The sequence below is a fragment of the Halopseudomonas xiamenensis genome (assembly GCF_014219065.1).
Classification (GTDB): domain Bacteria; phylum Pseudomonadota; class Gammaproteobacteria; order Pseudomonadales; family Pseudomonadaceae; genus Halopseudomonas; species Halopseudomonas xiamenensis.
In genome coordinates this window covers 1-26,812 of sequence record NZ_JACLGO010000036.1, presented here as the reverse complement: position 1 = coordinate 26,812, position 26,812 = coordinate 1, and the positions used below count along the sequence as shown (strand labels likewise).

Sequence of the window (26,812 nt, the reverse complement as noted above, 5' to 3'; positions counted from 1 at the left end):
CGGCCCGAGGCGGGCCTCCTACAGAGGCAAGATCAGGTCTCCAGCAGGATGGTCACCGGGCCGTCATTGACCAGGTGCACCTGCATGTCGGCACCGAAGCGGCCGGTGGCTACCTGCGACCAACCCTGGCGAGCCTGCGCCAGCAGGTAGTCGAACAGTTCCTCGGCCTGCTGGGGCGGGGCCGCGGTGGAAAAGCCCGGGCGCAGCCCCTTGCGAGTGTCGGCGGCCAGGGTGAACTGGGAAACCAGCAGCAGGCCACCCTGGATATCCTGGACCGAGCAGTTCATGCGCCCCTCGACGTCAGCGAATACCCGGTAATTGAGCAGCTTGTGCAGCAGCCGGTCGGCGCTGGCGCGGTCATCCTGGGGCTCGATACCGACCAGCACCAGCAGCCCCTGGTCGATGGCACCGACGATCTCGCCGCCGACCTCGACCCGCGCCTGGCTGACCCGTTGCAGCAATCCCTTCACTATTCTGCCTCCGGCTCAAGCTTGAGCAATTGCCGCGCCATGCTCTGGGTGGCGCGTACCAGGGCGTCGGCGATGCCCGGCTCCGAGGCGGAGTGGCCGGCGTCACGAATGATCTGCAGTTCGCTGCCCGGCCAGCGCTGGTGCAGCGCCAGGGCATTGTCCAACGGGCAGATGATGTCGTAGCGACCATGCACGATGATGCCGGGTATGTGTTCGATCCTGGGCATCTCGCGCAGCAGTTGGTCCGGCTGCATGAATGCCTTGTTGATGAAGTAATGGCACTCGATGCGGGCCATGGCCAGGGCCCGGCGCGCATCGGTAAAACGCTCGACCACCTGGTTGCTGGGGCGCAGCGTGGCGCAGCGTCCCTCCCAGGCGGACCAGGCCCGGGCGGCGTGCATCTGGCAGATTTCGTCATCCCCGGTCAGCCGGCGGTAATAGGCGGCAACCATGTCGCCGCGCTCGGCTTCGGGAATCAGCGACTGGTACTCCTCCCAATAGTCGGGAAAGATGCGGCTGGCACCTTCCTGGTAGAACCAGTGGATATCCTGGTCGCGGCACAGGAAGATGCCGCGCAGGATCATGCCCAGCACCCGCTGCGGATGCGCCTGGGCATAGGCCAGCGCCAGGGTCGAGCCCCAGGAGCCACCGAACAGTACCCACTTGTCGATACCCAGGTGGTTGCGCAGGGCTTCCAGGTCCTCGATCAGCGCGCTGGTGGTGTTGTCCTCCAGGCTGGCATGGGGCGTGGAACGCCCGGCACCGCGCTGGTCGAAGGTGATGATGCGATAGATCGACGGGTCGAAGAAACGCCGGCTCAGGTTGTCGCAGCCCCCACCCGGCCCGCCGTGGATGAAGACCACCGGCAGGCCGTTCTGCTGCCCGCTCTCGTCGACATACAGCACATGCGGCGCTGCCACCGCCAGGTCATGCCGGGCGAAGGGTTTTATCTCCGGATACAGCAATTGCATGGTCATACTCCCGGGTAGGCAGCCGCGCGGCTGCCAAGGTAATGAAAGCCAGCAACCCGCCGGCAGCCAGCGATCAACCGCCGAACGGGCGGACACCGATCAGCGGCCCGTGCAACCACAGGGCGAATACCACCCAGGCGACCAGCCCGATGACGATGGCAATGCCATCGCGGCTGGCACCGACCGCCGGATAGCTTACCCCGGCCAGCCGGTCACGCCGGCGCAGGACCACGTACAGCGCCACCGCCCAGGCCAGGAAGCCGCCGAACAGCAGCAGGTCGGCCAGGGTGCCATTGGCAATCAGATGCGCCAGGGCCCAGAACTTCACCCCCAGCAGCATCGGATGGCCGACCCGCGCCTTGATATGCGTACCCGGCACATAGGTCGCCGCCAGCAGGATGAACGCCGGGATGGTCAGCAACGCCGCCAGATGACGGGTCCAGACCGGCGATACCCATAGCCAGGTGGGCGCCAGCCGCGCCTGCCCGTAACCCCAGATGATCAGCAGCAGGCCGACCAGCGCCACGACGGAATACAGGCCCTTCCAGGCCCCCAGCCCACGACGCTCGACCTGGGCGGTACGCCAATCGGCGGCGAACAGGCGCGTGGAATGCACGCCGAGAAAGATCAGTAGTCCCAGTATCAGTGCCAACACGATTCATCTCCTTGATTGTTATCAGTTTTCCAAACGCGCCTTGAACGAGCCGGAGCCCGCGCGCAGCAGCAGGGCGCCGCTGTCATCGAAATCGAAGCCCTGCAGGTTCTCCAGGTTACGCAATACCCGCTGCTCCTGCTCCATCAGCGACGGCGCGCAGGCCATCCTGGTGGTGGCCGTCTGGCCGATACCCAGGCCCTCGCCGGTCAGCTGGTATTGTCCCATGAAGTTGTTGCACGAGGCACGCCCGGTCACCCGGCCATCGCGCCAGAAGTTCAGGGTCACCCGCGAGCGGTCGATGATGCCGCGGCCATCGATATCCTCCACCACCCATTCACCGCCCTGCAGCAGGCGTGCCGGATCGCCGCCGCAGCCTTCCAGGGTGGCGCCGTCGACCTGCACGCTGGCCCGCTGCGGAAAGGGCATACCGCTCATGCTGTCGCGGCACAGCTGCTCGGTCACCCGCAGACTGACCGGATGCGCACCGTCGGTACTGACCTGGCCGCGCTCCTCGGTGACATAGGGCTGGGCCGGCAACTCGCCTTCGTTCAGCCGGTTCAGGCTCAACAGGCCCTGTTCCAGCGTCAATGACCAGAAGGGTTCGTTACCGGACGCGCGGAACGGCTCGATGATGCTTCCGGCAGGCGCGCACAATGGATATTCGTCGCCGCGCAGCACCAGCCAGGCCTGCTCGCCCTTGAACCACAGGCTGGTCTCCTCCTCGGTGTCGGCAACATAGCGGGCGCCCGAGGCACTGATCGCCTGGCGCATGGCGAACTGCTCGCCATTGACCTCCACCTGCAGCTGCTCGCCCTGCCCGCTGGCGCTGACCGGCAGTCGACCACATTGCAGCTGGGTGCTGAAGCCTTCGCTCTCGATCATGCTGGCGGCCGGGCGCTGGTCGGTGCCGGCAGCGCAGCCGGCCAGTACGCCGAGGGTGGCGGCCAGCGCCAGGGTCGGAATGGAAAAATGCATGGATCATATCCTCTCAACAGGTCGGTGAAGGGCGCGGCTCAGAACGACGAACCCGGCTGGCTCAGAAAGGCCAGCTCCTCGTCGCTGGATGCCCGCCCGAGAATCTGGTTGCGATGGGGATAGCGGCCGAAGCGCCGCAGGATGTCCCGGTGGCGTATCTCGAAGTCCAGGCTGCTTTCCATGCCCGGAGTGCTGAACAATTGCACCGCCCGCTCATGGATCGGCAACGACTCGCTGTGCATGAACGGCATGTACAGGAAGCTGCGCTGCACCACCGGCAGCGCCAGGTCGGCACCGGCGGTGATGGCCTCCTGGGCCAGTACCAGGGCCATGCCGTCGTGGGCGAAGGCCTCAGGGCGGTCGCGGTGGATATTGCGCGAGAACTGGTCGAGCAGGATGATCTCGGCCAGCCGCCCCTCGGGCGTGACGCGCCAGCGCCACAGCTCGCCGCTGGCAGCCTGGCGGTGCAATTGGCCAAAACGCTGCTCGATCGAGCGATCCAGCCGCTCATCCTTGGTCCACCACTTCGCTGGCTCGAGCTGCTCGAACCAGAAATCGAGTATCTGCTGATGCATGGGTCTCTCCGCTCGGTTGCCCGGTCCAGTGTAATCAATCCGCGGCGCCATCGCCCGTAAAACTCCGGCAGCTGCGGGCCGGGCATGGCTTCCGCCGGTACTTGCTGTATAATCGCCGGCTCGCAGGAGAGAGGGGCAGCCACCCCCGCCGAAGGCGCAAACTCCCATAATCGCTCAGGCACAGTTACTGCGAGTCATACCAGGAAGCTGACAAGTCGCCGCCAAGGCGCTTTCCATGCGACCGTAACGCCAGCTGGAGAGAGGTTGCCGAGCAACCCACCGAAGGGGCAAGCAGTCTTCGACTGCGTAAACTCTCAGGTAAAAGGACAGGGGGAGAGGCGATTACAGTGCAGAGGAAACTGTATGCTTCTCTACGTCTATCTGATAGCCATCACCGCCGAAGCCATGTCCGGCGCACTGGCCGCTGGCCGGCGCAACATGGACATGTTCGGGGTCGCCTTCATCGCCTTCATCACCGCCCTGGGTGGCGGCACGGTACGCGACATGCTGCTGGGCAACTATCCGGTCACCTGGACCCAGCACCCGATGTATATCCACCTGACCATCTCCGCCGGCCTGCTGACCATGCTGGTGGCGCGTTACATGCACCGTCTGCACTCGATCTTCCTGGTGCTCGATGGCATGGGCCTTATCGCCTTCACCGTGATCGGCTGCAACGTGGCGCTGCAGCTGGACTACAGCACCACGGTGGTGATCATGGCCGGCATGACCACCGGTATCTTCGGCGGCATCCTCCGCGACCTGCTGTGCAACCGCACGCCCATGGTGCTGCGCAAGGAGTTGTATGCCAGCGTGTCGCTGATGGTGGCGATCCTCTACCTGAGCCTGCGCTACCTGGGAGTCAACGAGGACGTGAACCTGCTGGCGTCCTTCAGTTTCGGCCTGGCCGTGCGCCTGGCGGCCATTCGCTGGTCGTGGTCGCTGCCGGTGTTCTCCTACGAGCCGGGGCGCTGGAAGGACTGAGGCTGAGGCAGTCCCGGCCCGCCAGCGTCAGGACCGCGTCATCGTGCCCAGCTTCGGCGGCAACGCAATGAACTCCGTGTTATCCAGGTCGGGCAGTTTCATGCGTCCGGCCTGCCAGTCGGCGCGGGCCTGCTCGATCCGTTCCCGGGATGACGAGACGAAGTTCCAGTCGATGTAGCGCGGCCCCACCGGCTCGCCACCCAGGGCCATGACCACCGCACCGCCCAGCGCGGTGACGGTAACAGCCTTGCCAGGCGCCAGTACCGCCATGCTGCCGGCCTCGACGCGCTGGCCAGCCACATCTGCAGTGCCGCTGGCGACATAGACCGCGCGCTCGCTGTATTCCGCTGGCAGCGAGGCGCGTGCCCCCGTGCGCAATTGCCAGTGCACATAGAACTGCGGCGAGTGGGTCCGCACCGGCGACTGCAGGCCCGCCAGGCAACCTGCGATCACCCGCCCGCTGACGCCGTCGTCCGCGAACGCTGGCAACGCCTGGTTATCGTAGTGCCAGAAGCCCGGGTCCGTTTCCTCGCACTCATCGGGTAGCGCCACCCAGGCCTGCACGCCGTCGATCGGGCCACCCTGCGCCCGCGCCTGTTCGAAACGCTCGGAATGGGTGATGCCGCGGCCCGCGGTCATCCAGTTGACCTCCCCCGGACGCACCGCCTGCTCCGAGCCCACGCTGTCGCGGTGCATGATCTCGCCATCGAACAGATAGGTGATGGTCGACAGGCCGATATGCGGATGCGGAAGCACGTCAGCCTCGGGTGGTAGTCCCGGCGCCAGATCCTTGGGCCCCATGCGGTCGAAGAAGATATAGGGACCGACCATGCGCCGCTTGGCGAACGGCAGTACCCGCTGGACCTCGAAGTGGCCGAGGTTGCGGCGACGCTGCGGGATGATGAGTTCGATCATGGGCTGCCTCCCGGATTGGCTGGAGCCTTGACGTTCGCATGACCACGGCTCGATATCCAGCCCCGCCGGCAGGTGACGCCAGGTATCGCGCCAGTTTGACGGAAGTACAGCGGTCGGCTTTAGTTCCTATATACCGCTGAGCCGCTTTGCTGGAAACAGGGACCATGGGGAAGTGAACATGAGATACAGTCTGCTGGAAAATCAGAGAAACGAGATCATTCTGCTGGCACGTGTCCTGCTGATGATCCTGTTCGTCCTGTCGGGTTGGGGCAAGCTGACCGGTTTTGCCGGGACCACGGCCTACCTGGAATCATTGGGAACACCCGCGCCCATGCTGGCCGCAGCCATTGCCGTGCTCATGGAGTTCTTCGTCGCCATCCTGATCCTGGTCGGCTTCTATACCCGCCCGCTGGCCTTTCTCTTCGTCCTGTTCACCCTGGGTACCGCGGTGATCGGGCACGATTTCTGGACGATGGCCGAGCCGGAGCGAGCGGCCAACATGACGCAGTTCTTCAAGAACCTGAGCATTGCCGGCGGCCTGTTGCTGCTTGGCTTGACCGGCCCCGGCAAGTACTCGATCGACGGCAGGTGAAGACACGCCGCGCCTTTGCAAGCGCCTGAGCGCGGGCCTTCAATCCAGGGCCCCACTCTTTGTAACTCCCGGTAAAGAACAGCGCCCAGGCCCGCTGCATGGTCTACAGTGAAGGACGGCTATGCCGCGAGGTTTCGCCAGCCGCCTGAACAGGAGAATACCGCAATGACCGACTCCACCAAGAAGCCGAACACCGGCTCGACCATGAGTACCGGTGCCCCGGCACCCAGCGACCGCAACTCGCTCAGCATCGGCGCCAATGGCCCGATCATGTTGCACGATGTGCACTTCCTCGAACAAATGGCGCACTTCAATCGGGAAAAGGTGCCCGAGCGCCAACCGCATGCCAAGGGCGCCGGCGCCTTCGGCGTGTTCGAAACCACCGAAGACGTCTCGGCCTACACCAAGGCCGCACTGTTCCAGAAAGGATGCCAGACCGAGATGCTGGCGCGCTTTTCCACGGTCGCCGGCGAGATGGGCAGCCCGGATACCTGGCGCGATGTGCGCGGCTTCTCGCTGAAGTTCTATACCAGCGAGGGCAACTACGACCTGGTCGGCAACAACACGCCGATCTTCTTCGTGCGCGACCCGATGAAATTCCCGCACTTCATCCGCAGCCAGAAGCGCCTGCCCGACTCCGGCCTGCGCGACAACCACATGCAGTGGGACTTCTGGACCAACAACCCCGAATCGGCGCACCAGGTGACCTACCTGATGGGCGACCGCGGTCTGCCGCGCACCTGGCGGCACATGAACGGCTACGGCTCGCATACCTACATGTGGATCAATGCCGCCGGCGAGCGCTTCTGGGTCAAGTATCACTTCCATACCGAGCAGGGCATGGAGTTCTTCACCAACGCCGAGGCCGCCGACATGGCCGGCAAGGATGCGGACTACCATCGTCGCGATCTGTTCGAGGCGATCGGCCGTGGCGAGCACCCGAGCTGGACGCTGTCGGTACAGGTCATGCCCTACGCCGAGGCCGCCGGCTACCGCTTCAACCCCTTCGACCTGACCAAGATCTGGCCGCACAAGGACTACCCGCTGATCAAGGTCGGCAGGATGACGCTGAACCGCAACCCGGAGAACTTCTTCGCGCAGATCGAGCAGGCGGCCTTCTCCCCCGGCAACACGGTGCCGGGCATCGGCCTGTCCCCGGACAAGATGCTGCTCGGCCGCGCCTTTGCCTACAACGATGCGCAGCGCAACCGCATCGGCACCAACTTCCACCAGTTGCCGGTGAACCGCCCCAAGGTACCGGTCAACACCTACATGTTCGACGGCCAGATGACCTACGAGCACAGCGGCAACGCCCCGGTATATGTGCCCAACAGCGGCGATCGCAGCTGGGCCGATAATACCGGCAGGATGGAGGACGGCTGGGAAGCGGACGGCGAGATGGTCCGCAGCGCCTATACCCTGCACCCGGAGGACGACGACTTTGGCCAGCCGGGCACCATGGTCCGCGAGGTGTTCGATGATGCGCAGCGCGAGCGCCTGGTCGAGCAGGTCGCTGGCAGTCTGCTCGGCGGGGTCCGCAGCCCGGTACTGGAGCGGGCGCTGGACTACTGGAAGAGCATCGACGCCGAGGTTGGCCGTCGTATCGAGGAGAAGGTGCGCAGCGGCAGTGCGCCGGAACCGGCCGAGGGCATGGGCGAGGCCTGATCGCCTGGCCCGACCGACAGGGGCCTGCGCAACGCAGGCCCCGCTACCGTCAGCCGACGAACCAAGGCAGCAGCAGCGCTGTCGCCAATCCCAGCAGGCTCATGCCCAGTGCAGCGAAAGCGGCGCACTCCCCCCCCTCGCGCAGCGCATGGGCGGTGCCGATGGCATGCGCGTTCATGCCCAGGGTCAGGCCCCGGGCGGCGGGCGAGTCGACCCGCGCCAGACGCAGCAGCGGCGGCGCCATTACCGTCCCTATCACCCCGGTCAGCATCACCAGCGCCGCGGTCATCGCCGCATCACCACCGGCCTGTTCGGAGAGCAGCATGGCGATCGGCATGGTCACCGACTTGGGCGCCAGCGACATCAGCGTGACGAAAGGCGCGCCCAGCAGCCAGCCGAGCAGCAAGGTCAGGGCAACGATGAGTACGCCGCCGACCAGCAGGGTAATGAGGATCGGCCACAACAGCAGCCGGATGCGCTGGCGCTGCTGATACAGCGGCACCGCCAGCGCCACCGTGGCCGGGCCCAGCAACAGCGCGATCGGCTCCGCGGCCTCGCGGTAGGTGAGGTAGTCTATGTCCAGCAGCAGGAGCATGGCGATCACCAGCGCCAGGGTGACGATCACCGGCTGCAGCAACAGCGAACCGGTGCGCCGCTGCACCCAGAGCGCGACCTGGTAGGCGGCCACCGTCAACATCGGCGCGAACACCGGGATGGTTACCAGCAGGGCGATCATTGGCGGCTCTCCTGGCGGCGGATCAGCCACTGCAGCAGCCAGCCACAGAAGGGCACGGCCACCAGCAGCGAGCCGACCAGCGCCAGCGTGATCGGCAGCCAGTCCGCCAGCAGCCGGTCATGGCTGAGCATGATGCCCGAGGCGGGTACCACCAGCAGCAACGGCAGGTAGCCGAGCAGCGCCGAGGCGGTACGCTGCAGCGGCTCGGGCACCTCGCCCAGCACGATCAGACCGAGCACCAGCAGTACCATGCCGATGATCGGCCCCGGCAGCGCCGGCACCAGGAAATGACTGATCAACGCACCCAGCACCTGCAGCGCCATCAACCACAGCAGCGCCCCCAGATTCATGTCCGTCTCCGTTGGTACGGGCCGTGCCCGCTTCGTTCGTACTCAGCTTGCTGGTAATACATGCACCGACAGCCCCATGGCAAAATTGATTCGACCGCGCACTATGCAATATCGGCCTGCAAATGAACAGGATCAGATACAGATATAAAAACCGTATCAGCGGCCACACTGATATCCCCTTTCCTCTGTACAACTCCATCCCAGCCATAACAGTCCGGCATGCGACAATGCACCACGCCCGAACCATGCGCCTTTGCCGCTGATATGGTTTTTTCATCAAAACCTGAGTCTGTTATGTATCAGACGGGATGGCGATCATCCCATCAGCCTGATTCACGACTGATGGGGTACACCATGAGCAATCGCATTCCCGCCAGGATCATCGATCCCGCACCCGCGCGCATGACGCCCGCCGCCGCTGGCGGCCCGATCCACACGCGCAGCTTCAATGGCCGCTACCGACAACTGCGCCTGCTCGGTGCCGGCCTGCTGTTCCTGCTGTTCTTCGGCACCGCCTGGCTGAACTGGAACCAGCGCCAGGCGGTGCTCTGGGACCTGGCCAGCCGCAAGTTCCATATCTTCGGCGCCACCTTCTGGCCACAGGATCTGATCCTGCTGTCGGCGATCCTGATCATCGCCGCCTTCGGCCTGTTCTTCATCACCGTGGTGGCCGGGCGCATCTGGTGCGGCTATACCTGCCCGCAAAGCGTATGGACCTGGATCTTCATGTGGGCGGAAAAGATCACCGAGGGCGACCGACACCAGCGCATCCGCCTGGATGCGGCGCCCTGGTCACTGAACAAGCTGCTGCGCCGCGGCGCCAAGCATGCCATCTGGCTGACGGTGAGCCTGGTCACGGCACTGACCTTCGTCGGCTACTTCACGCCGATCCGCGAACTGGCCACGGACCTGGTGAGCCTCGGTCTGGGCGCCCAGGCGGCGTTCTGGCTGTTCTTCTTCACTGCGGCCACCTATATCAACGCCGGCTGGCTGCGCGAGAAGGTCTGCCGCGACATGTGCCCCTATGGACGCTTCCAGAGCGTGATGTTCGACAGCGACACCCTGGTCATCGCCTACGACGCCGAGCGCGGCGAGCAACGCGGACCCAGGCGTCGGGACAGCGACCCTGCTGCCCTGGGTTTGGGCGACTGCATCGACTGCAACCTGTGCGTGCAGGTCTGCCCGACCGGCATCGATATCCGCGACGGGCTGCAGTTCGAGTGCATAGCCTGCGCCGCCTGCATCGACGCCTGCGACAGCATCATGGACAGGATGGGCTATGCCCGTGGGCTGGTCCGCTATACCTCGGAAAAGGCCCTGCAGGGCGGCCATACCCGCTGGTTGCGGCCACGGCTGCTAGGCTATGGCGGCATGCTGGTGTTGATGATCGGCCTGTTCGTGATGGCGCTGTTGGATCGTCCGCTGATGTCGCTGGACGTTACCCGGGACCGCAGCAATCTGTTCCGCGAAAACAGTGCCGGTCAGTTGGAGAACACCTACAGCCTCAAGGTGATCAACAAGCGCCAGCAGGCCGGCCATTACCAATTGACACTGGACGCCGCCGACGGGCTGCAGCTCGCGGCACCGGTAAGCCTGCAGTTGGGTGCCGAGGATATCCGCGACCTGCCGCTCAGTGTGGTGTGGACCGGTGAGCAACCGCCGCCGGCGCGCCAGCGGATCAGCTTCGTGCTGTCGATAGAGGATGACAGCAGTGCCCCGGTTGTGGCCGAATCAACCTTCCTGGCGCCGGTCAGGTACTGAGTCCAGGGGAACACACCAATGAAACGCTATGAACGCCTGGCCGACACCATCGCCGAGCTGATCCGCAACGGCATCCTGGCGCCGGGGGAACGCATCCCCTCGGTGCGCCAGGCCAGCCAGAGCTATGGCGTCAGCCCATCGACTGTGTTCCAGGCCTACTATCTGCTTGAAGACCGCGGCCTGATCCAGGCCAGGGCACGCTCCGGCTACTTCGTCCGCAGCCTGGCCGGGCTGCCCCTGCCGGAACCACAAGCCAACCCGGCGGCGCAGCCGACCACCGAGGTCGGTGTCAGCGAACTGGTGTTCTCGGTGCTCGGCTCGCTGAAGAACCCGCATACCGTGCCCTTCGGCTCGGCCTTCCCCAGCCCCGACCTGTTCCCGCTGGCCCGCCTGGCCCGCTCCATGACCCATAGCCTGCGCAACCTGTCTCCGCACGACATCATCGCCGACATGACCGCCGGCAACCCCGACCTGATGCGCCAGATCGCCCTGCGCTACATGGTCAGCGGCGTGATGCTGCCGATGGAGGAGCTGGTGATCACCAACGGTGCGCTGGAAGCGCTCAACCTCGGGCTGCAGAGCGTGACCCAGGCTGGCGACCTGGTGGCCATCGAGTCGCCGACCTTCTACGCCTGCCTGCAGGTGCTGGAGCGGCTGCAGCTCAAGGCGGTGGAGATCCCGGTGCATCCGCGCGACGGTATCGACCTGCAGGTACTGCGCGAGCGCCTGGGCAGCCTGCCGATCAAGGCCTGCTGGTTCATGAGCAGCTTTCAGAACCCGCTTGGCGCCAGCCTGGATGACAGCCGCAAGCAACAGCTGTACGAACTGCTGCACGCACATCAGGTGCCGCTGATCGAGGACGATGTCTACGCCGAACTGCACTATGGCGAGCGCCCACCGATGCCGATCAAGGGTCTGGACCGCGATGGTCTGGTGATCCACTGCGGCTCCTTCTCCAAGACCCTGGCGCCCGGCTACCGGGTCGGCTGGGTGGCCGGCGGGCGCTTTACCGAACGCATCGCCCGGCTCAAGCTGATGACCACCATCTCACCCTCGGTGCCAGCCCAGACCGCGATCGCCGACTACCTGCAGCATGGCGGCTACGATCGCCACCTGCGCAAGCTGCGCCATGCCCTGCAGCGCCAGCAGGAGGCCATGCTCGCCTCGGCGGCCCGGCACTTCCCGCAAGGCACCCGGGTCACCCGCCCCGGCGGTGGCTACTTCCTGTGGTTCGAGTTTCCCGAACAGGTCGACTCGTTGCAGCTGTTCCGGCTGGCTCTGGCCCAGGGCATCAGCCTGGCCCCGGGCCCGATCTTCTCCGCCAGTCAGGGTTTTCGCCATTGTGCGCGGCTGAATCACGGCCACGCCTGGGGGCCGGACAGCGAGCAGGCGATGGAGCTGCTGGGACGGATGTTGCGGTCGTTCTGATCCGCCAAATTCAGCCACGCCTGAATCTGTTGCCCGCCCCGCTCGAACATTAGAGTGGGGCGCATCATTTTCTTCGCATTCTGAATATCGGAAGTCTTCATGCACACCAATGCCTACAACTATCGTGTGGTGCGCCAGTTCACCATCATGACGCTGGTCTGGGGAGCCCTGGGCATGGCGCTGGGGGTGTTCATCGCCGCCCAACTGGTCTGGCCGCAACTGAACTTCGACCTGCCCTGGACCAGCTTCGGACGCCTGCGCCCCTTGCATACCAGCCTGGTGATCTTCGGCTTTGCCGGCTGCGCCCAGTTCGCCACCAGCTACTACATCGTCCAGCGTACCTGCCAGACACCGCTGGCCTTCAACAGGCTGGCCGCCTTCACTTTCTGGGGCTGGCAGCTGACCATGCTGATCCTGCTGGTCACACTGCCCCTGGGCCTGACCACCACCAAGGAATATGCCGAGATCGAATTCACCGGCGCGGTGTGGATGGCCATCGTCTGGATCACCTATGCGGTGGTGTTCTTCGCCACCGTCGCCCGGCGCAAGACCAAACACATCTATGTGGCCAACTGGTTCTTTGCCGCTTTCATCATCACCATCGGTGTACTGCATATCGTCAACCACCTGGCCATCCCGGTCAGCTGGTTCAAGTCCTACCCGATCTATGCGGGCGCCACCGATGCCATGGTGCAGTGGTGGTACGGCCACAATGCGGTGGGTTTCTTCCTGACCACCGGTTTTCTCGGCATGATGTATTACTTCGTGCCCAAGCAGACCAATCGCCCGGTGTACTCCTACCGCCTGTCGATCGTGCACTTCTGGGCGCTGATCGGCCTGTACATCTGGGCCGGCCCGCACCACCTGCACTACACCGCTCTGCCTGACTGGGCACAGACCCTCGGCATGGTGATGTCGCTGATCCTGCTGGCACCCTCCTGGGGCGGCATGATCAACGGCATGATGACCCTGTCCGGCGCCTGGCACAAACTGCGCACCGACCCGATCCTGCGCTTCCTGGTCGTGGCCCTGGCGTTCTACGGCATGTCCACCTTCGAAGGTCCGATGATGGCGATCAAGACCGTCAACGCCCTGTCGCACTACACCGACTGGACTATCGGCCACGTACACGCCGGCGCCCTGGGCTGGGTGGCCATGATCTCCATCGGCTCGCTGTACCACCTGATACCGAAGGTCTTCGGCCGCCAGCAGATGTACAGCGTTGGCATGATCAACGCGCACTTCTGGCTGGCGACCATCGGCACCGTACTGTACATCGTCTCCATGTGGGTCAACGGCATCACCCAGGGCCTGATGTGGCGCGCAGTGAACGTCGACGGCACCCTGACCTATTCCTTCGTCGAGGCGCTGGAGGCCAGCCATCCGGGTTTCATCGTGCGCTGGGTCGGTGGCCTGTGTTTTCTGGTCGGTATGTTGTTGATGCTGCTCAACAGCTGGCTTACCCTGAAACAACCCCACTCACCATCCGAGGTGCTGCAGCATGCCAGTTGAATTCCTGATGCTTTTCATCGTCATCGGCTTCTATCTGGCGGTCAGCAAGACGCTCAGCCGTTATCGCAACGATGAACTCGACCAGGCAGCCAGACTGGCATTGCTGGAGGAGCCGCCGCCGGAGGATAGTCTGCGCTTCTGACGGACGGCCCGAGACAGGCCCTGTCGAGTTCCACCTCGACATGGGCGCTCGCCCGGCATGCCGCTGGCCGGAATGGAACCCGGCCTGCCATGGTTCGGCGCTGCGACGGATTGACAAGCAGGCGTTCCATCTATAGAACGTTCGATAAATAGAACGTTCGTGAGCCCACCATGGATAAACTCAGCCTCGATGCCCTGGGGCACCATCTCCAGCGCCTGCGCCATCAGCGCGGCCTGTCGCTGTCCCAGCTTGCCGCCGATGCCGGTATCGCCAAGTCCAACCTGTCGCGTCTGGAGCAGGGCAATGGCAACCCTACGCTGGATACCATCTGGCGCCTGGCCACGCGCCTGCAGGTGCCCTTCGGCGACCTGATCGCGCCCCTGAGCGTGCCGGTGGAGGACGCTGGCGTGCAGGTGCGCCTGGTCGACCAGGGCAATGGCGAGCCGCGGGTCGATGCCTACTGGATGAGCTGCGCACCGCATACCCTGCGCCAGGCCGAGCCCCACTCCGCCGGTACCCGCGAGTCGATCACCCTGCTCAGCGGGCAACTGGAGATCGGTACCCAGGACGGCAGCCGATTGCTGTCGGCGGGGCAGAGCCACAGCTTCGCCGCCGATCGCCCGCACCTGTACCGGACCGGCGACACCGGCGCCACGCTACTGGTCGTCATCATCTACGCCGGGGAGGAGACAGGCGCATGAGTTCCACCACCCTCTCCGGCACCAGCCCCTGGCTGGCCGGCATGCGCGAGGCGATTCCGCTGCTGGGCGGCTATATCCCGGTGGCGATATCCTTCGGCCTGATCGCTGTCCAGGCCAGCTTCAGTGTCTGGGAAGCGGTGCTCATCTCGGTGTTCATCTATGCCGGGGCATCGCAGTTCCTGTTCGTCGCCATGGTCGCCTCCGGCGCCCCATTATGGCTGGTGGTGGTGATGACGCTGCTGATCAATGCCCGACACATGGTCTACGGCCCGAACCTGGCGCCCTGGCTACCCGCCAACCGCTGGTGGCCATGGCTGATGCATGGCCTGACCGACCAGATCTTCGCCCTGGCCCATAGCCGCCTGCCGCAGCTGGCACCGGCCGAGCGCGTGGGCTGGTATACCGGGGCGGCACTGCTGGCCTGGTTCAGCTGGATCGCCGGCACCGCGCTGGGCGCCGTAGCCGGTCGGGAGCTGACCCAGCGCTGGCCGCTGCTCGGCGAGGTCATGCCGTTCGCCCTGCCGGCGCTGTTCCTGGTGCTGCTGGCGCCGCGCTTCGACTCCCGGCCCTGGGCCATCGCCCTCGGCGCCACCACCCTGATCGCCCTGCTGCTGACGCTCAATGGCTGGCCGAATGCGGCCATCCCGCTGGCGGCGGCCTGTGGCGCCCTGCTGTTCCAGGCGCTGAACAGTACCAGGACAGGAGGCAAGCGCCATGGATAGCGCGCTGTGGATCGCCATGCTGGCCGCCGCGCTGGGCACCCTGCTGATGCGCCTGCTACCGATGTTATGGATGCAGCGCCACCTGGCGCGGCGCCAGGACAACAGCCTCGAGGCCATGCCCGCCTGGCTCAGCGTGCTCGGTCCGTCGATGATCGCCGCCATGTTCGGTGTATCGCTGGTGCCGGCCAGCCTTACGCTGTCTTCCTGGCTGGCGACCGCCTGCGGAGTGCTGCTGACGCTGTACGTCTGGCATCGGACCCGCTCGCTGGGCTGGCCGGTGTTTGCCGGCGTGGCGATGTACGGTGCGGTGAAGCTGCTGGCCGGCCTCGCCGGCTGAAAGGCCGAGCCAGTTCAGTCATCCAGGTCGTCACGCTCGGCGCTGGCATCCTCGCGGTTGCGCGCCCGTTGCCAGGGTCCGGCGCTGACCGCCGGGAAGCGCGCCGAGGCATAGCGCACCACCAGGATCGCCAGCGCCAGCAGCAGTATCGCCCCGGATACCATGACCACGCCCCACCCCGGCTGATGGTTATGCGAGATATCGGAAATCAGCAGCCGCGTCAGTGCAGTGATCGCCACATAGATCATGAAGCGGATCGGCATGTGGTTGGTCTTGAAGTAGATACCGACCATCGCCGCCAATTCCAGGTAGATGAACAGCAGCAGGATGTCATCCACGGTGAACTGGCCCTTCTCGAGCATGCCGATAAAGGCCATCACTCCACCCCAGGCCGTCACCACCCCGATGCCGAACAGCGCCAGGTAATGGAACGCCTCCATCAGCAGGTTGCCCAGCGAATCGGCCAACCCGTGCATGCTGTCACGCGTGCGCTTGATCTTGTTCATAGTCACTCCCCCATCAGCCCGCGTCACATGACCGCAGGCGGCTCCCCAGTGCGGCGCACGGCCTCGATACCCAAATGGATAAACGTCCCGCGGTACGTTGCAGCCTGGCCTGTGCGCTGTCAATGCCCGAATGCCAACTGGCGATATCAATAAAGATCGAGTGTTTTCTGTCGATACCCTGGATGTAATCCCGAGAACTCTCAAGGAGTCGAAAATGTTCTCCGCCCGCTCTGCTTCCCTGGGTTTCGGTACCCGGCTGACACTGATGATCGTCGCTCTGGTGCTGGCCGCGGTACTGACCGTGACCAGCCTGGTGTTCGTGTCCTACCGTGAGTCCTTTACCCGCGCCACGCTTGATGAATTGCGGGTTACCGGCGAGCTGAACGCCGCCTCCTTCGTCGACTGGGCTCTGGCACGGCAGGACGAGATGCGCTACCTGGCCAGCCTGGATGCGGCCCGCGATCTCGATGAACAGCAGCTGGAACATCTGTTCGAACGCATCGCCAGCGCCCAGGGCTTCTACGATACGATCTTTTTCGTCGCACCCGATGGCCGGGGCGTGGTAGGGGTGAGCTATGACGGGCGCGCACAGGTGTTGAGCGCCGACGAGGCCGAGGCCTTCGATGTGGCCGACCGCGACTGGTTCCGCCAGGCGATCAGCGGGACCGACAGTTTTTCCCAACCGGTCATCTCCCGGGCCACCGGTAATCGCGTGAGTACCGTGGCCATCCCGGTACGTCGCGGCCAGCAGATCGTCGGGGTGATACGCGGGGCGGTGCGGATCGACACCATTCTCAGCCGGGTCAGCGAACTGGCCCGTGGCGAAGGCTCGGAAATCTTTCTGCTGGACAGTGCCGGTGCGCCGGTCACCCAGGCGGCGTCGCTGCGCGGTATGGAGCATCCGGTCGACAGCGAGGCGGGGCGCGCGGTCGCCTCGGGGCGCAGCGGCGTGGGATTGTATGACAATGCCGCCGGCGTCAAGGTAGTCGGCAGCTACAGCTTCATTCCGCTACTGGGCTGGGGGCTGGTGCTGGAGACCGAACGGGCCGTGGCCCTGGCCGGAATCGATTCGATTTTCTGGACCCTGGTGCTGGTGACCCTGGTCATTATCGTCATCGCCGTGTTCGCCTGCCTGCTGCTGGTACGCTCGGTGGTACGCACACTGGGCGGCGATCCGGAATATGCGGCAACCATCGTGCATCAGGTCGCCGAAGGTGATCTGACCGCGGATATCCAGTTGAAAGCGGGTGACAATACCAGCCTGCTGGCCTCCATCCACACCATGCAGGGCAGTCTGCGGACCATGCTCGGCGAGGTCAGCCAGTATTCCGAGCAGGTGGCGGCGGCCGCCACCGAGCTGGCCCAGGTCAACGAAGGGACCGAAGCCGGCATGCAGCACCAGAATACCCAGATCACCAGCGCCGCGGCGGCGATGAACGAGATGACCGCCACTGTCGAAGAAGTGGCGCGCAACACCCTGCGCGCTGCCGACAGCGCCCGCCAGGCGACCGGCGATGCCAACCAGGGGCGCAGCGTGGTGGCGGACACCGTGGATGCGATCAACCATCTGGCCGAGGATATCGACAATGCCGTCGGCGTGGTCAGCGAGCTCAAGGGCGACAGTGACCGGATCGGCTCGGTATTGCAGGTGATCGAGAACATCGCCGAGCAGACCAACCTGCTGGCCCTGAACGCCGCCATCGAGGCCGCGCGGGCCGGCGAAAGCGGCCGGGGCTTCGCCGTGGTCGCAGACGAGGTACGCTCCCTGGCCAGCCGCACCAAGGATTCGACCACCGAAATTCAGGCAACCATCGAGAAGCTGCAAAGCGGCGCCGTACGCGCCGAGAAGGTCATGCACGGCAGCCGCGAAAGCGCACAGAATACCGTCGGGCGCATCGGCGAGACCGACGAAGCGCTGGAGCGCATCGCCCAGGGCGTGCTGCTGATCGACGAGATGATGCAGCAGATCGCCAGCGCCGCCGAAGAGCAGAGCGCCACCGCCCGCGAGATCAACCAGAACATTCATGGCATCAACGATGTGGCCGAGCAGACCAGCCAGAGCGTGGAGCAATCGACCCAGGCCAGCGAATCGCTGGCACAACTGGCCGAACAGCTGCGCTCACTGGTGCAGCAGTTCCGCGTATAAGGGGCAGCGGGCTGGACCTGGGCTCAGCTCTCGCCCAGCTCGCGCATCACCTTGTACAGTGCGGTTTTCGCCTCGAAACCGACACCGGGGATATCCGGCAGCCCCACGAAGCCATTTTCAACGCGGATGCCATCGGCAAAACCGCCGAACGGCTGGAACACGTCCGGGTAGGATTCGTTGCCGCCAAGGTGCAGGCCGGCCGCGATATTCAGCGACATCTGATGGCCGCCATGCGGCACGACACGGCGGGACGACCAGCCCATTTCCTCCATGACCTCCAGGGTACGCATGTACTCGACCAGGCCATAGGACAGGGCGCAATCGAACTGCAGGTAGTCACGCTCAGGGCGCATGCCGCCGTGGCGTAGCAGGTTACGGGCGTCCTGATGGGAGAAGAGGTTTTCCCCGGTTGCCATCGGCAGCTCGTAGTGGTTGGCAAGTTCAGCCTGCAGGGCATAATCCAGCGGGTCACCCGCTTCTTCATACCAGAACAGGTTGTAGGGTTTGAGTGCTTCGGCGTAGGCAATCGCAGTCTGCAGGTCGAAGCGACCATTGGCATCGACGGCCAGACGGCGACCATCGCCGACCACCTTGATCACCGCTTCGATACGGCGGATGTCATCGGCCAATGGGGCGGCCCCGATCTTCATCTTGACCACCTCGTAGCCGCGATCCAGATAACCACGCATTTCGTCCTGCAGCTTGGTATCGTCCTTGCCCGGATAGTAGTAGCCACCGGCGGCGTAGACCCAGACTCTATCGTCGGCCTTGCCGCCACGGTAGCGGTCCGCCAACAGGCGATACAGGGGCTTGCCCTCGATCTTCGCCACGGCGTCCCAGACGGCCATGTCGATGGTGCCTACCGCCACCGAGCGCTCACCATGGCCGCCAGGCTTCTCGTTGGTCATCAGGGTCTTCCAGATGGCAAACGGATCGAGGTTGTCATTTTCCCGATCGAGCAACGATTCAGGGTCGGCTTCAGTGATGCGAGCCAGGAAACGGTCACGCATCAGTGCGCCCTGGCCATAGCGGCCGTTGGAGTTGAAGCCGTAGCCGATCACCGGCTTGCCGTCGCGTATGACGTCAGTGATGACCGCCACCACGGAACAGGTCATCCTGGAGAAATCGATGTAGGCGTTAGCGATGGGCGAGGCGATGGAAACGGTCTTTTCGCGGATGTCGACGATACGCATGGAGCACTCCTCTTGCTGTGGGAGGGCTCAAGGTATGCCTGGCCAAAAACAGCGTCCAATGCTATTAATTCCGCCCCCCATGCTGAAACGGCATTGCCCATGGAACTTGTCTGGCTGGAAGACTTCATCGCACTCGCGGAGAACGGCAGCTTCATTCGTGCAGCCGACGCACGACACGTTACGCAACCCGCCTTCAGTCGCAGAATCCGCACGCTGGAGGGCTGGATGGGAGTGGAGCTATTCACCCGGACACCGCAAGGCGCGACGCTTACGGAAGCAGGAAAGCTCATCCTGCCCAGTGTGCGGGAAGAGGTGGCCAGGCTCTATCGCATACGCTCGGAGGCCCGGGAGATCGCCGGCAAGGCCGCGCGGGTACTGCAATTCGCCGCCACGCATTCGCTGTCCTTCACCTTCTTCCCTCGGTGGATCAGAGGCGCGGAAAGGGGCACGCCGATTGAGGCAGTCCGCCTGCATTCCGACAGCATGGCCAGTTGCGAACAGATGCTGGGGCATGGCCAGGTACAGTTCCTGCTGTGCCATCGTCACCCCGAGGTACCGCCGCTGCTGCCGCCGGACCAGTATGTCAGCAAAAAGGTCGGCGGCGACCTGCTGATTCCTCTCGCCAGCCCTGCCGCGCGCATCGATAGCAGGCAGCCGTCCATTCCCTACCTGGCTTATACCGAGGAGTCAGGACTCGGACGGATCATCGATCACCATCTGCAGGGCAAGCAGGACGGGCTCCAGCTCAACCCCTTGTTCAGCAGCCATCTGGCCGCCGTCCTGATGTCGATGGCGCTCGAGGGCAAGGGTATCGCCTGGTTGCCGAAAAGCCTGACCGAGCAGGAGGTCATGGATGGACGGCTGACCAGGGCGCTCGACGAGAGCTGGGATATCCCCCTGGAGATTCATCTCACACGCCCGGCCACAGCCCTCAATGGCTTTGCCGAAGCGTTCTGGGACGCCCTGGCGGATGGCTGAGCGACAGCGCTTCATCAACGTAAAAGTCGGTTACAAGGGTCAGTAGGACTCAGAGGGCTTCGAAGCGGTACAATAATCGCGCTTGAGCAGTACCCGGCCTGTATACCTCGATATTACTGTGTTGCCTCAGCCCGATGGAGACTGTTGCTTCCCCAAAGGAAACAGAATGCGCTTAACCAAAGATTATCTTTGGCCGCTGGTTGGTCTGATAGCTGTCACCTTTTCAATCTGGCTGCTGTATCACCAGCTTCGCGACATATCCATGGATGACGTGCTGTTCAGCCTGCACGCCATCACGGTATCGCACTGGATTCTGGCCGTTTGCTGTACGGTACTGGCCTTTTCCGCACTGGCTGGATACGACCTGATGGCACTGCGTCATCTGCACAGGCGCCTGCCCTTCCCTTTCGTTTTCGCCTGCTCCTTCACGACCTATTCGGTGGCGCACAATATTGGCGCATCCGTCCTGTCCGGCGCCATCATTCGTTATCGCGCCTATACCTCCAAAGGGCTGGACGGCATGGAGGTAGGCGTACTGATCGCCTTCTGCTCCATTACCTTTTCGCTGGCCTGCATCTTTCTGGGCGGTATCTCTCTGATCCTGAACCCCCAGCTACTGAGTTATTTCATATCCGACTTCCCGATCTGGGGCGGATATACCGTGGGGGTCTGCTTGCTGGCGATCATCACACTGTATGTATTTGGCAGCCTGCGTCGGTTGAAACCGCTGCAGATCCGCAGTTTCAAGGTTGAGTATCCTCGCCCCCCGATCGTACTGGCCCAGTTGGTGATTGGCCCACTGGAAGTGCTGGCGGCCGCCGGCATCATCTATTTTGCGCTACCCGCCGAAAGCAACCCCGGCTACCTGATCGTGCTGGGCATTTTTGTAGCCTCCTTTTCCGCGGCCATGCTGTCCCATGCACCGGGTGGTCTCGGTGTGCTGGAAGTGCTGTTTTTCCTGGCGCTGCCGGATATGGACCCGGCCGCCCTGCTGGCCGCCCTGCTGGTCTTCCGGTTTCTCTACCTGTTGATCCCGTTTGCCATATCGCTGGTATTCGTACTGATGTTCGAGCGCTCACAATTGCTTCAACGCTTGAAAAAGGCGCGCCAGCTCATTCAGTCCGGTCATCACTGACCCATACTCTTTTATCACCCATATAAGCCGGCACGGCCCATGCTGGAAATAAAAAGCCCCCGAGGCGCTGACCATCGGGGGCTTTTCAAGCAGTGCTGCGGCGGATCGGATCAGCCCTTGGCAGCCCGCTTGCGCTGGTTCTCGTCAAGAATCTTCTTGCGCAGACGGATCGACTTGGGTGTCACTTCGACCAGTTCGTCGTCATCGATGAACTCCAGCGCCTGTTCCAGGGTGAACTTGATCGGCGGCACCAGGGCGATGACTTCATCCTTGCCGGAGGCGCGCATGTTGTCGAGCTTCTTGCCCTTGGTGGGGTTGATCACCAGGTCGTTGTCGCGGCTGTGGATACCGGCCAGCTGACCTTCGTAGATTTCCTGGCCAGGCTCGAGGAACAGCTTGCCGCGGCTCTGCAGGGTTTCCAGGGAATAGGTCAGTGCCTTGCCGGTCGCCATGGACACCAGCACGCCGTTCTGGCGGTGAGCTACGTCGCCGCCCTTGATCGGGCCGTAGTGGCTGAAGGTCGAGGCGAGGATACCGGTGCCCGAGGTCATGGTCAGGAAGCTGTTACGGAAGCCGATCAGGCCGCGCGCCGGGATGGTGTATTCCAGGCGGATACGGCCCTTGCCGTCCGGTGCCATATTGGTCAGATCGCCCTTGCGCAGGCCCATCTGCTCCATCAGCGCACCCTGGTGCTGCTCTTCGATGTCGATGATGACGTTCTCGTAGGGCTCCTGCTTCTCGCCATCGACTTCCCTGATCACCACTTCCGGGCGACCGATGGCCAGCTCAAAGCCTTCACGGCGCATGGTTTCGATAAGGACCGACAGGTGCAGCTCGCCACGACCGGAGACCCTGAACTTGTCCGCCGAATCGCCTTCCTCGACGCGCAGGGCGACGTTGTGCAGCAGTTCCTTCTCCAGGCGCTCCTTGATATTGCGGCTGGTGACGAACTTGCCTTCCTTGCCGGCGAACGGCGAGTCGTTGACCTGGAAGGTCATGGATACGGTGGGCTCGTCCACGGTCAGCGGCGGCAGCGCCTCGACATTGTTCATGTCGCACAGGGTGTCGGAGATGAACAGCTCATCCATACCGCTGACGCAGACGATGTCGCCGGCCTGGGCCTCTTCGACTTCGACACGCTGCAGACCGGAGTGGCCCATGATCTTGAGGATACGGCCCTGGCGCTTCTTGCCATCGGCGCCGATGGCGACCACCGGGGTATTGGTCTTGATCTTGCCGCGCTTGATCCGGCCTACGCCGATCACACCGAGGAAGCTGTTGTAGTCCAGCTGGGAGATCTGCATCTGGAACGGGCCGTCAACGTCGACAGTGGGTGCCGGTACGTGGTCGACGATGGCCTGGAACAGCGCGTCCATATTATCGGCCAGGTTTTCATGGTCGAGACCGGACAGGCCGTTCAGGGCACTGGCGTAGACGATCGGGAAGTCCAGCTGTTCTTCGGTGGCACCAAGGTTGTCGAACAGATCGAAGATCTGGTCCACTACCCAGTCAGGACGCGCACCGGGGCGGTCGATCTTGTTGACCACGACGATCGGGTTGAGACCGGCCTGGAAGGCCTTCTGGGTCACGAAGCGGGTCTGCGGCATGGGGCCGTCGATGGAGTCGACTACCAGCAGTACGCAGTCGACCATGCTCATGACGCGCTCGACTTCACCGCCGAAGTCGGCGTGGCCGGGGGTATCGACGATATTGATGTTGTAGTCTTTCCACTTCAGCGCAGTGTTCTTCGCCAGGATGGTGATGCCGCGTTCCTTTTCCTGGTCGTTGCTGTCCATGACGCGCTCGTTCTCGAGTTCCTTGCGATCCAAGGTACCGGACAGACGCAGCAGCTTGTCGACCAGAGTGGTCTTGCCGTGGTCAACGTGGGCAATGATGGCGATATTACGGAGATTCTCGATCACGGGGGCATCCTGGATTGCGCAGCGACAGGCGTACCTGTCTAAAAAAGAGGCAGGCATTATACAGACACTGAGATGACAGTGTATGTTTTTTGTACGAAACGGCGCGACCGCCGGCTGAATCAGCCCCTGGGCAGTCGCAGAACCCGCACATTGTCATGCCCGCGATCCAGCAGATACTGGGCATGCAACTGGCTCATTACACCCTTTTCGCAGTACAGAAGATAGGCCCGGCCCGGGTCCAGTTCGGCGAAACGGCTGTTCAGCTGGTAAAAGGGCACCTTGCGTACTTCTATCCCTTCCAGCACCAGCGGCTTGGCTTCCTCTTCATCCGGGTGGCGGATATCCAGCACCACCTGCCCGACCAGCGCCTGCTGCACTGTCTCGACTTCCGAGCCTTCCATGTCCAGTTCCAGATCGCAGCAGTCGGTGGAGGTGGCCTGCTCGATGGCCTCGTCCAGCACGCTGAAATCGAAGCCGGCCTCGGCAGCGGCGACCTTCCGGGCGTTGGTGTGGATGTCCGGGCTCACCGAAATCACCCCGCAGTACTCCGGCATGCTGCTGGAGAAGGCCTCGGTGCCGATGCGCCGGGCGGTGCGGATGATCTCGGTCTTGCTGGTGGTGATCAGCGGGCGCAGCACCAGCATGTCGCTGGCCTGGTCGATGGCCGCCAGGTTCGGCAGCGTCTGGCTGGAGACCTGGGCGATGGCCTCGCCGGTGACCAGTGCCTGGAAACCGCGACGTGCAGCGATGTGGCTGGCAGCACGCAGCATCATACGCTTGAGCACCACGCCCATCTGGCTGTTATCGACATTCTGCAGGATCTCCGCCACCACGCCCTCGAATGGCACACTGATGAAGCGCAGGCGATGGCTGGCCGCATAACGCTCCCACAAATAGTGCGCGACCTGGCGCACACCCAGTTCATGGGCGCGCCCGCCGAGATTGAAGAACACGAAATGCGGCAGGATACCGCGCTGCAGCATCTGATAGCTGGCGACGGTGGAGTCGAAACCGCCGGACATCAGGCTGAGTACCGGCTCCATGGTGCCCAGCGGGAAACCACCGAGCCCTTCGTGCCGCGCCTGGATCAGGAACACGCGCTGCTGGCGGATCTCCAGTTGCACCTGCACTTCCGGGTCCGTCAGCGATACCCCAGCGGCGCCGGTCCGCTCCATCAGTCGGGAGCCGATCTGGCGATTCACGTCAGTGGAGGAAAAGGGGTGGCTGCCTATCCGCTTGCAACGCACGGCAAAGGTGCGGCCACGCAGTTGCTCGGCAAAGCGCTCGACACACAGCTCAGCCAGCTCATCCAGGCTGCCCAGGGGGTACTCGCGCACCTCGTGGATGTGATTGATGCCGGGGGTATTGCACAGCCGCTCGATGACCCTGGCCTGCAGCGCCGGATCATCTCCGGTGACCACTTCGAGGCTGTCCCAGTTGCCGTTGATGCGCAGCTCCGGATCGATCGGCTTCAGCAGCACCTTGAGATTCTTGCGCAGCTGGCTGACGAAGCGCTTGCGCACCTGCGGCGATTTGATGGTGATCTCGGCAAAGAACTTGATAATCAGTTTCATAGGGACAATTCAGCGGTCGGCGGTGCGAAAGCGGCGCATTATACCCGCGCTGGCCGGCAACTGCGCGGATTACCGACAAGCGCTTCAATATGGTGCATCGCAGCTGTTCCACGCACCCATTAAGTGCGCGATAATGGTCGCCATTCCCTGCGGTGGTCGCTCGACTTCGGTGCAACAAGGGTTTCAGCGGCCTGGCGATAGTGGCACACCTTTTGCTCGTTATTGTTCGGACGAATGAACCGGCGGAACATATCGAGCTCCGCATGAACATAGTAGATAGCGCCAGGCCATCACCTGGAAATGATTTCTTCTGGAGAACAGCATGTCGAAAGCGATTCAACTGATCAATGAATTTGACGTGAAGTGGGTGGACCTGCGCTTCACCGATACCAAGGGCAAGCAGCAGCATGTGACCATGCCCGCCCGCGACGTCAATGAGGACTTCTTCGAAGAAGGCAAGATGTTCGATGGCTCCTCCATCGCCGGCTGGAAGGGTATTGAAGCTTCCGACATGATCCTCATGCCCGATGACAATACCGCCGTGCTCGACCCCTTCACCGAAGAGCCGACCCTGATCCTGGTCTGCGACATCATCGAGCCGTCCACCATGCAGCGCTACGAGCGTGACCCGCGCAGCATCGCTCGGCTGGCCGAGGAGTACCTGAAGTCCACCGGTATCGGCGACACCGCGTTCTTCGGCCCGGAGCCGGAATTCTTCATCTTCGACGAAGTGAAGTTCAAGTCCGACATTTCCGGCTCGATGTTCAAGATCTATTCCGAGCAGGCTTCCTGGAACACCGACTCGTCCTTCGAGACCGGTAACAAGGGTCACCGTCCGGGCGTCAAGGGTGGCTACTTCCCGGTGCCGCCGGTCGACCACGACCATGAAATCCGTACCGCCATGTGCAACGCACTGGAGGAGATGGGTCAGGTCGTGGAAGTTCACCACCACGAAGTGGCTACCGCTGGCCAGAACGAGATCGGCGTGCAGTTCAACACCCTGGTGGCCAAGGCTGACGAAGTGCAGAACCTGAAGTACGTCGTACACAACGTTGCCGATGCCTACGGCAAGACCGCGACCTTCATGCCCAAGCCGCTGTACGGCGACAACGGCTCCGGTATGCACGTGCACATGTCGATCAGCAAGGATGGCAAGAACACCTTCTCCGGTGAAGGTTATGCCGGCCTGTCCGATACCGCGCTGTACTTCATCGGTGGCATCATCAAGCACGGCAAGGCGCTGAACGCCTTCACCAACCCGTCGACCAACTCCTACAAGCGCCTGGTGCCCGGTTTCGAAGCTCCGGTGATGCTGGCCTACTCGGCCCGCAACCGCTCCGCCTCGATCCGCATTCCCTATGTGACCAGCCCGAAGGCCCGTCGCATCGAAGCGCGCTTCCCGGACCCGGCCGCCAACCCCTACCTGGCCTTCGCCGCCCTGCTGATGGCGGGCCTGGATGGCATCCAGAACAAGATCCACCCCGGCGATGCCGCCGACAAGAACCTGTACGACCTGCCGCCGGAAGAGGCCAAGGAAATCCCGCAGGTCTGTGGCAGCCTGAAGGAAGCTCTGGAAGCACTGGATGCTGACCGCTCCTTCCTGACCAAGGGCGGCGTATTTTCCGACACCTTCATCGACGCCTTCATCGAGCTGAAGGCCGCCGAGGAGATCAAGGTACGTACCTTCGTCCACCCGCTGGAATACGACCTGTACTACAGCGTCTGATCCTGGCTGAGGTATGACCAAAGGCGCCCCTGGTGGGCGCCTTTTCTTTATGGGGTGTAGCGCACCTGAGACCGTGAAAGTATTTCCTCGCCTTCGCTCGCGAACCCAAAAGGCGGGATAGGAGGCTGTTATCTACTATTG

At 63.4% G+C, this 26,812-nt stretch carries 26 protein-coding genes and 2 riboswitches; of the genes, 14 read left to right on the top strand and 12 right to left on the bottom strand.

Going from position 1 to position 26,812, the window contains the following annotated elements:
• Window positions 1-32 precede the first annotated feature (32 nt).
• The 5 genes from dtd to H6X51_RS18025 all read right to left on the bottom strand — a co-directional run bounded on the left by dtd (window position 33) and on the right by H6X51_RS18025 (window position 3,646).
• Window positions 33-470 carry a D-aminoacyl-tRNA deacylase gene (gene dtd / locus H6X51_RS18045; protein ID WP_185268862.1) on the bottom strand — a complete coding sequence of 146 codons (438 nt, stop codon included), beginning with the start codon at window positions 468-470 and terminating at the stop codon, window positions 33-35.
• On the bottom strand, window positions 470-1,441 hold the full coding sequence (pip, locus tag H6X51_RS18040; protein ID WP_185268861.1) for a prolyl aminopeptidase: 972 nt from the start codon (window positions 1,439-1,441) through the stop codon (window positions 470-472). Before pip ends, dtd begins: the two co-directional genes overlap by 1 nt.
• Window positions 1,442-1,514: 73 nt before the next feature.
• Complete coding sequence (locus H6X51_RS18035) at window positions 1,515-2,096, bottom strand: NnrU family protein (RefSeq protein ID WP_185268860.1); 582 nt, start codon at window positions 2,094-2,096, stop codon at window positions 1,515-1,517.
• 21 nt (window positions 2,097-2,117) lie between these two features.
• Window positions 2,118-3,071, bottom strand: a complete 954-nt coding sequence (locus H6X51_RS18030; RefSeq protein WP_185268859.1) for an META domain-containing protein — start codon at window positions 3,069-3,071, stop codon at window positions 2,118-2,120.
• Between the two features lie 38 nt (window positions 3,072-3,109).
• Window positions 3,110-3,646 (bottom strand): DUF924 family protein, encoded by a 537-nt coding sequence (locus H6X51_RS18025; protein ID WP_185268858.1) that lies wholly within the window; start codon window positions 3,644-3,646, stop codon window positions 3,110-3,112.
• 113 nt (window positions 3,647-3,759) lie between these two features.
• Window positions 3,760-3,846, top strand: a riboswitch (glycine riboswitch).
• 43 nt (window positions 3,847-3,889) lie between these two features.
• Window positions 3,890-3,986, top strand: a riboswitch (glycine riboswitch).
• A 23-nt stretch (window positions 3,987-4,009) separates the two neighbouring features.
• On the opposite strand from H6X51_RS18025, the gene H6X51_RS18020 reads away from it, so the two are divergent.
• The gene (locus H6X51_RS18020; RefSeq protein ID WP_185268857.1) at window positions 4,010-4,630 is read left to right on the top strand and encodes a trimeric intracellular cation channel family protein; all 621 of its coding nucleotides are present in this window, start codon (window positions 4,010-4,012) and stop codon (window positions 4,628-4,630) included.
• A 27-nt stretch (window positions 4,631-4,657) separates the two neighbouring features.
• Here H6X51_RS18020 and H6X51_RS18015 read toward each other — a convergent pair whose 3' ends face one another.
• Window positions 4,658-5,545 (bottom strand): pirin family protein, encoded by an 888-nt coding sequence (locus H6X51_RS18015; RefSeq protein WP_185268856.1) that lies wholly within the window; start codon window positions 5,543-5,545, stop codon window positions 4,658-4,660.
• A 178-nt stretch (window positions 5,546-5,723) separates the two neighbouring features.
• Between H6X51_RS18015 and H6X51_RS18010 the strand changes: the two genes are divergently transcribed.
• Window positions 5,724-6,137: a DoxX family protein gene (locus H6X51_RS18010; RefSeq protein ID WP_185268855.1), complete on the top strand. Its 414-nt coding sequence runs from the start codon at window positions 5,724-5,726 to the stop codon at window positions 6,135-6,137.
• Window positions 6,138-6,302: 165 nt separating this feature from the next.
• Window positions 6,303-7,802, top strand: a complete 1,500-nt coding sequence (locus H6X51_RS18005) for a catalase (RefSeq protein WP_185268854.1) — start codon at window positions 6,303-6,305, stop codon at window positions 7,800-7,802.
• 49 nt (window positions 7,803-7,851) lie between these two features.
• Here the strand turns inward: H6X51_RS18005 and H6X51_RS18000 are convergent, their stop codons facing one another.
• Together H6X51_RS18000 and H6X51_RS17995 are read right to left on the bottom strand one after the other, a co-directional pair.
• Window positions 7,852-8,538, bottom strand: coding sequence for an LrgB family protein (locus tag H6X51_RS18000; RefSeq protein WP_185268853.1), 687 nt, complete (start codon window positions 8,536-8,538; stop codon window positions 7,852-7,854).
• Window positions 8,535-8,888, bottom strand: coding sequence for a CidA/LrgA family protein (locus H6X51_RS17995; RefSeq protein WP_185268852.1), 354 nt, complete (start codon window positions 8,886-8,888; stop codon window positions 8,535-8,537). Before H6X51_RS17995 ends, H6X51_RS18000 begins: the two co-directional genes overlap by 4 nt.
• Before the next feature lie 354 nt (window positions 8,889-9,242).
• On the opposite strand from H6X51_RS17995, the gene ccoG reads away from it, so the two are divergent.
• The 7 genes from ccoG (at window position 9,243) to H6X51_RS17960 (ending at window position 15,491) form a co-directional block, all read left to right on the top strand.
• The gene (gene ccoG, locus H6X51_RS17990) at window positions 9,243-10,649 is read left to right on the top strand and encodes a cytochrome c oxidase accessory protein CcoG (RefSeq protein WP_185268851.1); all 1,407 of its coding nucleotides are present in this window, start codon (window positions 9,243-9,245) and stop codon (window positions 10,647-10,649) included.
• A gap of 18 nt (window positions 10,650-10,667) precedes the next feature.
• A complete protein-coding gene (gene mapR / locus H6X51_RS17985; protein ID WP_185268850.1) occupies window positions 10,668-12,077 on the top strand; it encodes a GntR family transcriptional regulator MpaR in 1,410 nt (469 codons plus the stop codon).
• A gap of 99 nt (window positions 12,078-12,176) precedes the next feature.
• On the top strand, window positions 12,177-13,589 hold the full coding sequence (gene ccoN / locus H6X51_RS17980; RefSeq protein ID WP_185268849.1) for a cytochrome-c oxidase, cbb3-type subunit I: 1,413 nt from the start codon (window positions 12,177-12,179) through the stop codon (window positions 13,587-13,589).
• The gene (locus H6X51_RS17975) at window positions 13,579-13,731 is read left to right on the top strand and encodes a hypothetical protein (protein WP_185268848.1); all 153 of its coding nucleotides are present in this window, start codon (window positions 13,579-13,581) and stop codon (window positions 13,729-13,731) included. Before ccoN ends, H6X51_RS17975 begins: the two co-directional genes overlap by 11 nt.
• Window positions 13,732-13,901: 170 nt before the next feature.
• Window positions 13,902-14,432 carry a helix-turn-helix domain-containing protein gene (locus tag H6X51_RS17970; RefSeq protein ID WP_185268847.1) on the top strand — a complete coding sequence of 177 codons (531 nt, stop codon included), beginning with the start codon at window positions 13,902-13,904 and terminating at the stop codon, window positions 14,430-14,432.
• Complete coding sequence (locus H6X51_RS17965) at window positions 14,429-15,154, top strand: AzlC family ABC transporter permease (RefSeq protein ID WP_185268846.1); 726 nt, start codon at window positions 14,429-14,431, stop codon at window positions 15,152-15,154. Before H6X51_RS17970 ends, H6X51_RS17965 begins: the two co-directional genes overlap by 4 nt.
• Window positions 15,147-15,491, top strand: coding sequence for an AzlD domain-containing protein (locus tag H6X51_RS17960; RefSeq protein ID WP_185268845.1), 345 nt, complete (start codon window positions 15,147-15,149; stop codon window positions 15,489-15,491). Before H6X51_RS17965 ends, H6X51_RS17960 begins: the two co-directional genes overlap by 8 nt.
• Window positions 15,492-15,505: 14 nt before the next feature.
• Here H6X51_RS17960 and H6X51_RS17955 read toward each other — a convergent pair whose 3' ends face one another.
• Complete coding sequence (locus H6X51_RS17955) at window positions 15,506-15,997, bottom strand: phosphate-starvation-inducible protein PsiE (RefSeq protein WP_185268844.1); 492 nt, start codon at window positions 15,995-15,997, stop codon at window positions 15,506-15,508.
• A gap of 214 nt (window positions 15,998-16,211) precedes the next feature.
• Between H6X51_RS17955 and H6X51_RS17950 the strand changes: the two genes are divergently transcribed.
• Window positions 16,212-18,143 carry a methyl-accepting chemotaxis protein gene (locus H6X51_RS17950; protein ID WP_185268843.1) on the top strand — a complete coding sequence of 644 codons (1,932 nt, stop codon included), beginning with the start codon at window positions 16,212-16,214 and terminating at the stop codon, window positions 18,141-18,143.
• A gap of 23 nt (window positions 18,144-18,166) precedes the next feature.
• Here the strand turns inward: H6X51_RS17950 and H6X51_RS17945 are convergent, their stop codons facing one another.
• Entirely contained in the window at window positions 18,167-19,336 is a 1,170-nt protein-coding gene (locus H6X51_RS17945) for a mandelate racemase/muconate lactonizing enzyme family protein (RefSeq protein WP_185268842.1), read from the bottom strand.
• Window positions 19,337-19,435: 99 nt separating this feature from the next.
• Between H6X51_RS17945 and H6X51_RS17940 the strand changes: the two genes are divergently transcribed.
• Window positions 19,436-20,314, top strand: coding sequence for a LysR family transcriptional regulator (locus H6X51_RS17940; protein WP_185268841.1), 879 nt, complete (start codon window positions 19,436-19,438; stop codon window positions 20,312-20,314).
• Window positions 20,315-20,480: 166 nt separating this feature from the next.
• On the top strand, window positions 20,481-21,449 hold the full coding sequence (locus H6X51_RS17935; RefSeq protein WP_185268877.1) for a lysylphosphatidylglycerol synthase transmembrane domain-containing protein: 969 nt from the start codon (window positions 20,481-20,483) through the stop codon (window positions 21,447-21,449).
• Window positions 21,450-21,559: 110 nt separating this feature from the next.
• Here the strand turns inward: H6X51_RS17935 and typA are convergent, their stop codons facing one another.
• On the bottom strand, window positions 21,560-23,371 hold the full coding sequence (gene typA, locus H6X51_RS17930; RefSeq protein WP_185268840.1) for a translational GTPase TypA: 1,812 nt from the start codon (window positions 23,369-23,371) through the stop codon (window positions 21,560-21,562).
• A gap of 119 nt (window positions 23,372-23,490) precedes the next feature.
• Window positions 23,491-24,945, bottom strand: coding sequence for a tRNA uracil 4-sulfurtransferase ThiI (gene thiI / locus H6X51_RS17925; protein ID WP_185268839.1), 1,455 nt, complete (start codon window positions 24,943-24,945; stop codon window positions 23,491-23,493).
• Window positions 24,946-25,267: 322 nt separating this feature from the next.
• Here thiI and glnA point away from each other — a divergent pair, with 322 nt between their 5' ends.
• Window positions 25,268-26,671: a glutamate--ammonia ligase gene (gene glnA, locus H6X51_RS17920; RefSeq protein WP_185268838.1), complete on the top strand. Its 1,404-nt coding sequence runs from the start codon at window positions 25,268-25,270 to the stop codon at window positions 26,669-26,671.
• Window positions 26,672-26,812 lie beyond the last annotated feature (141 nt).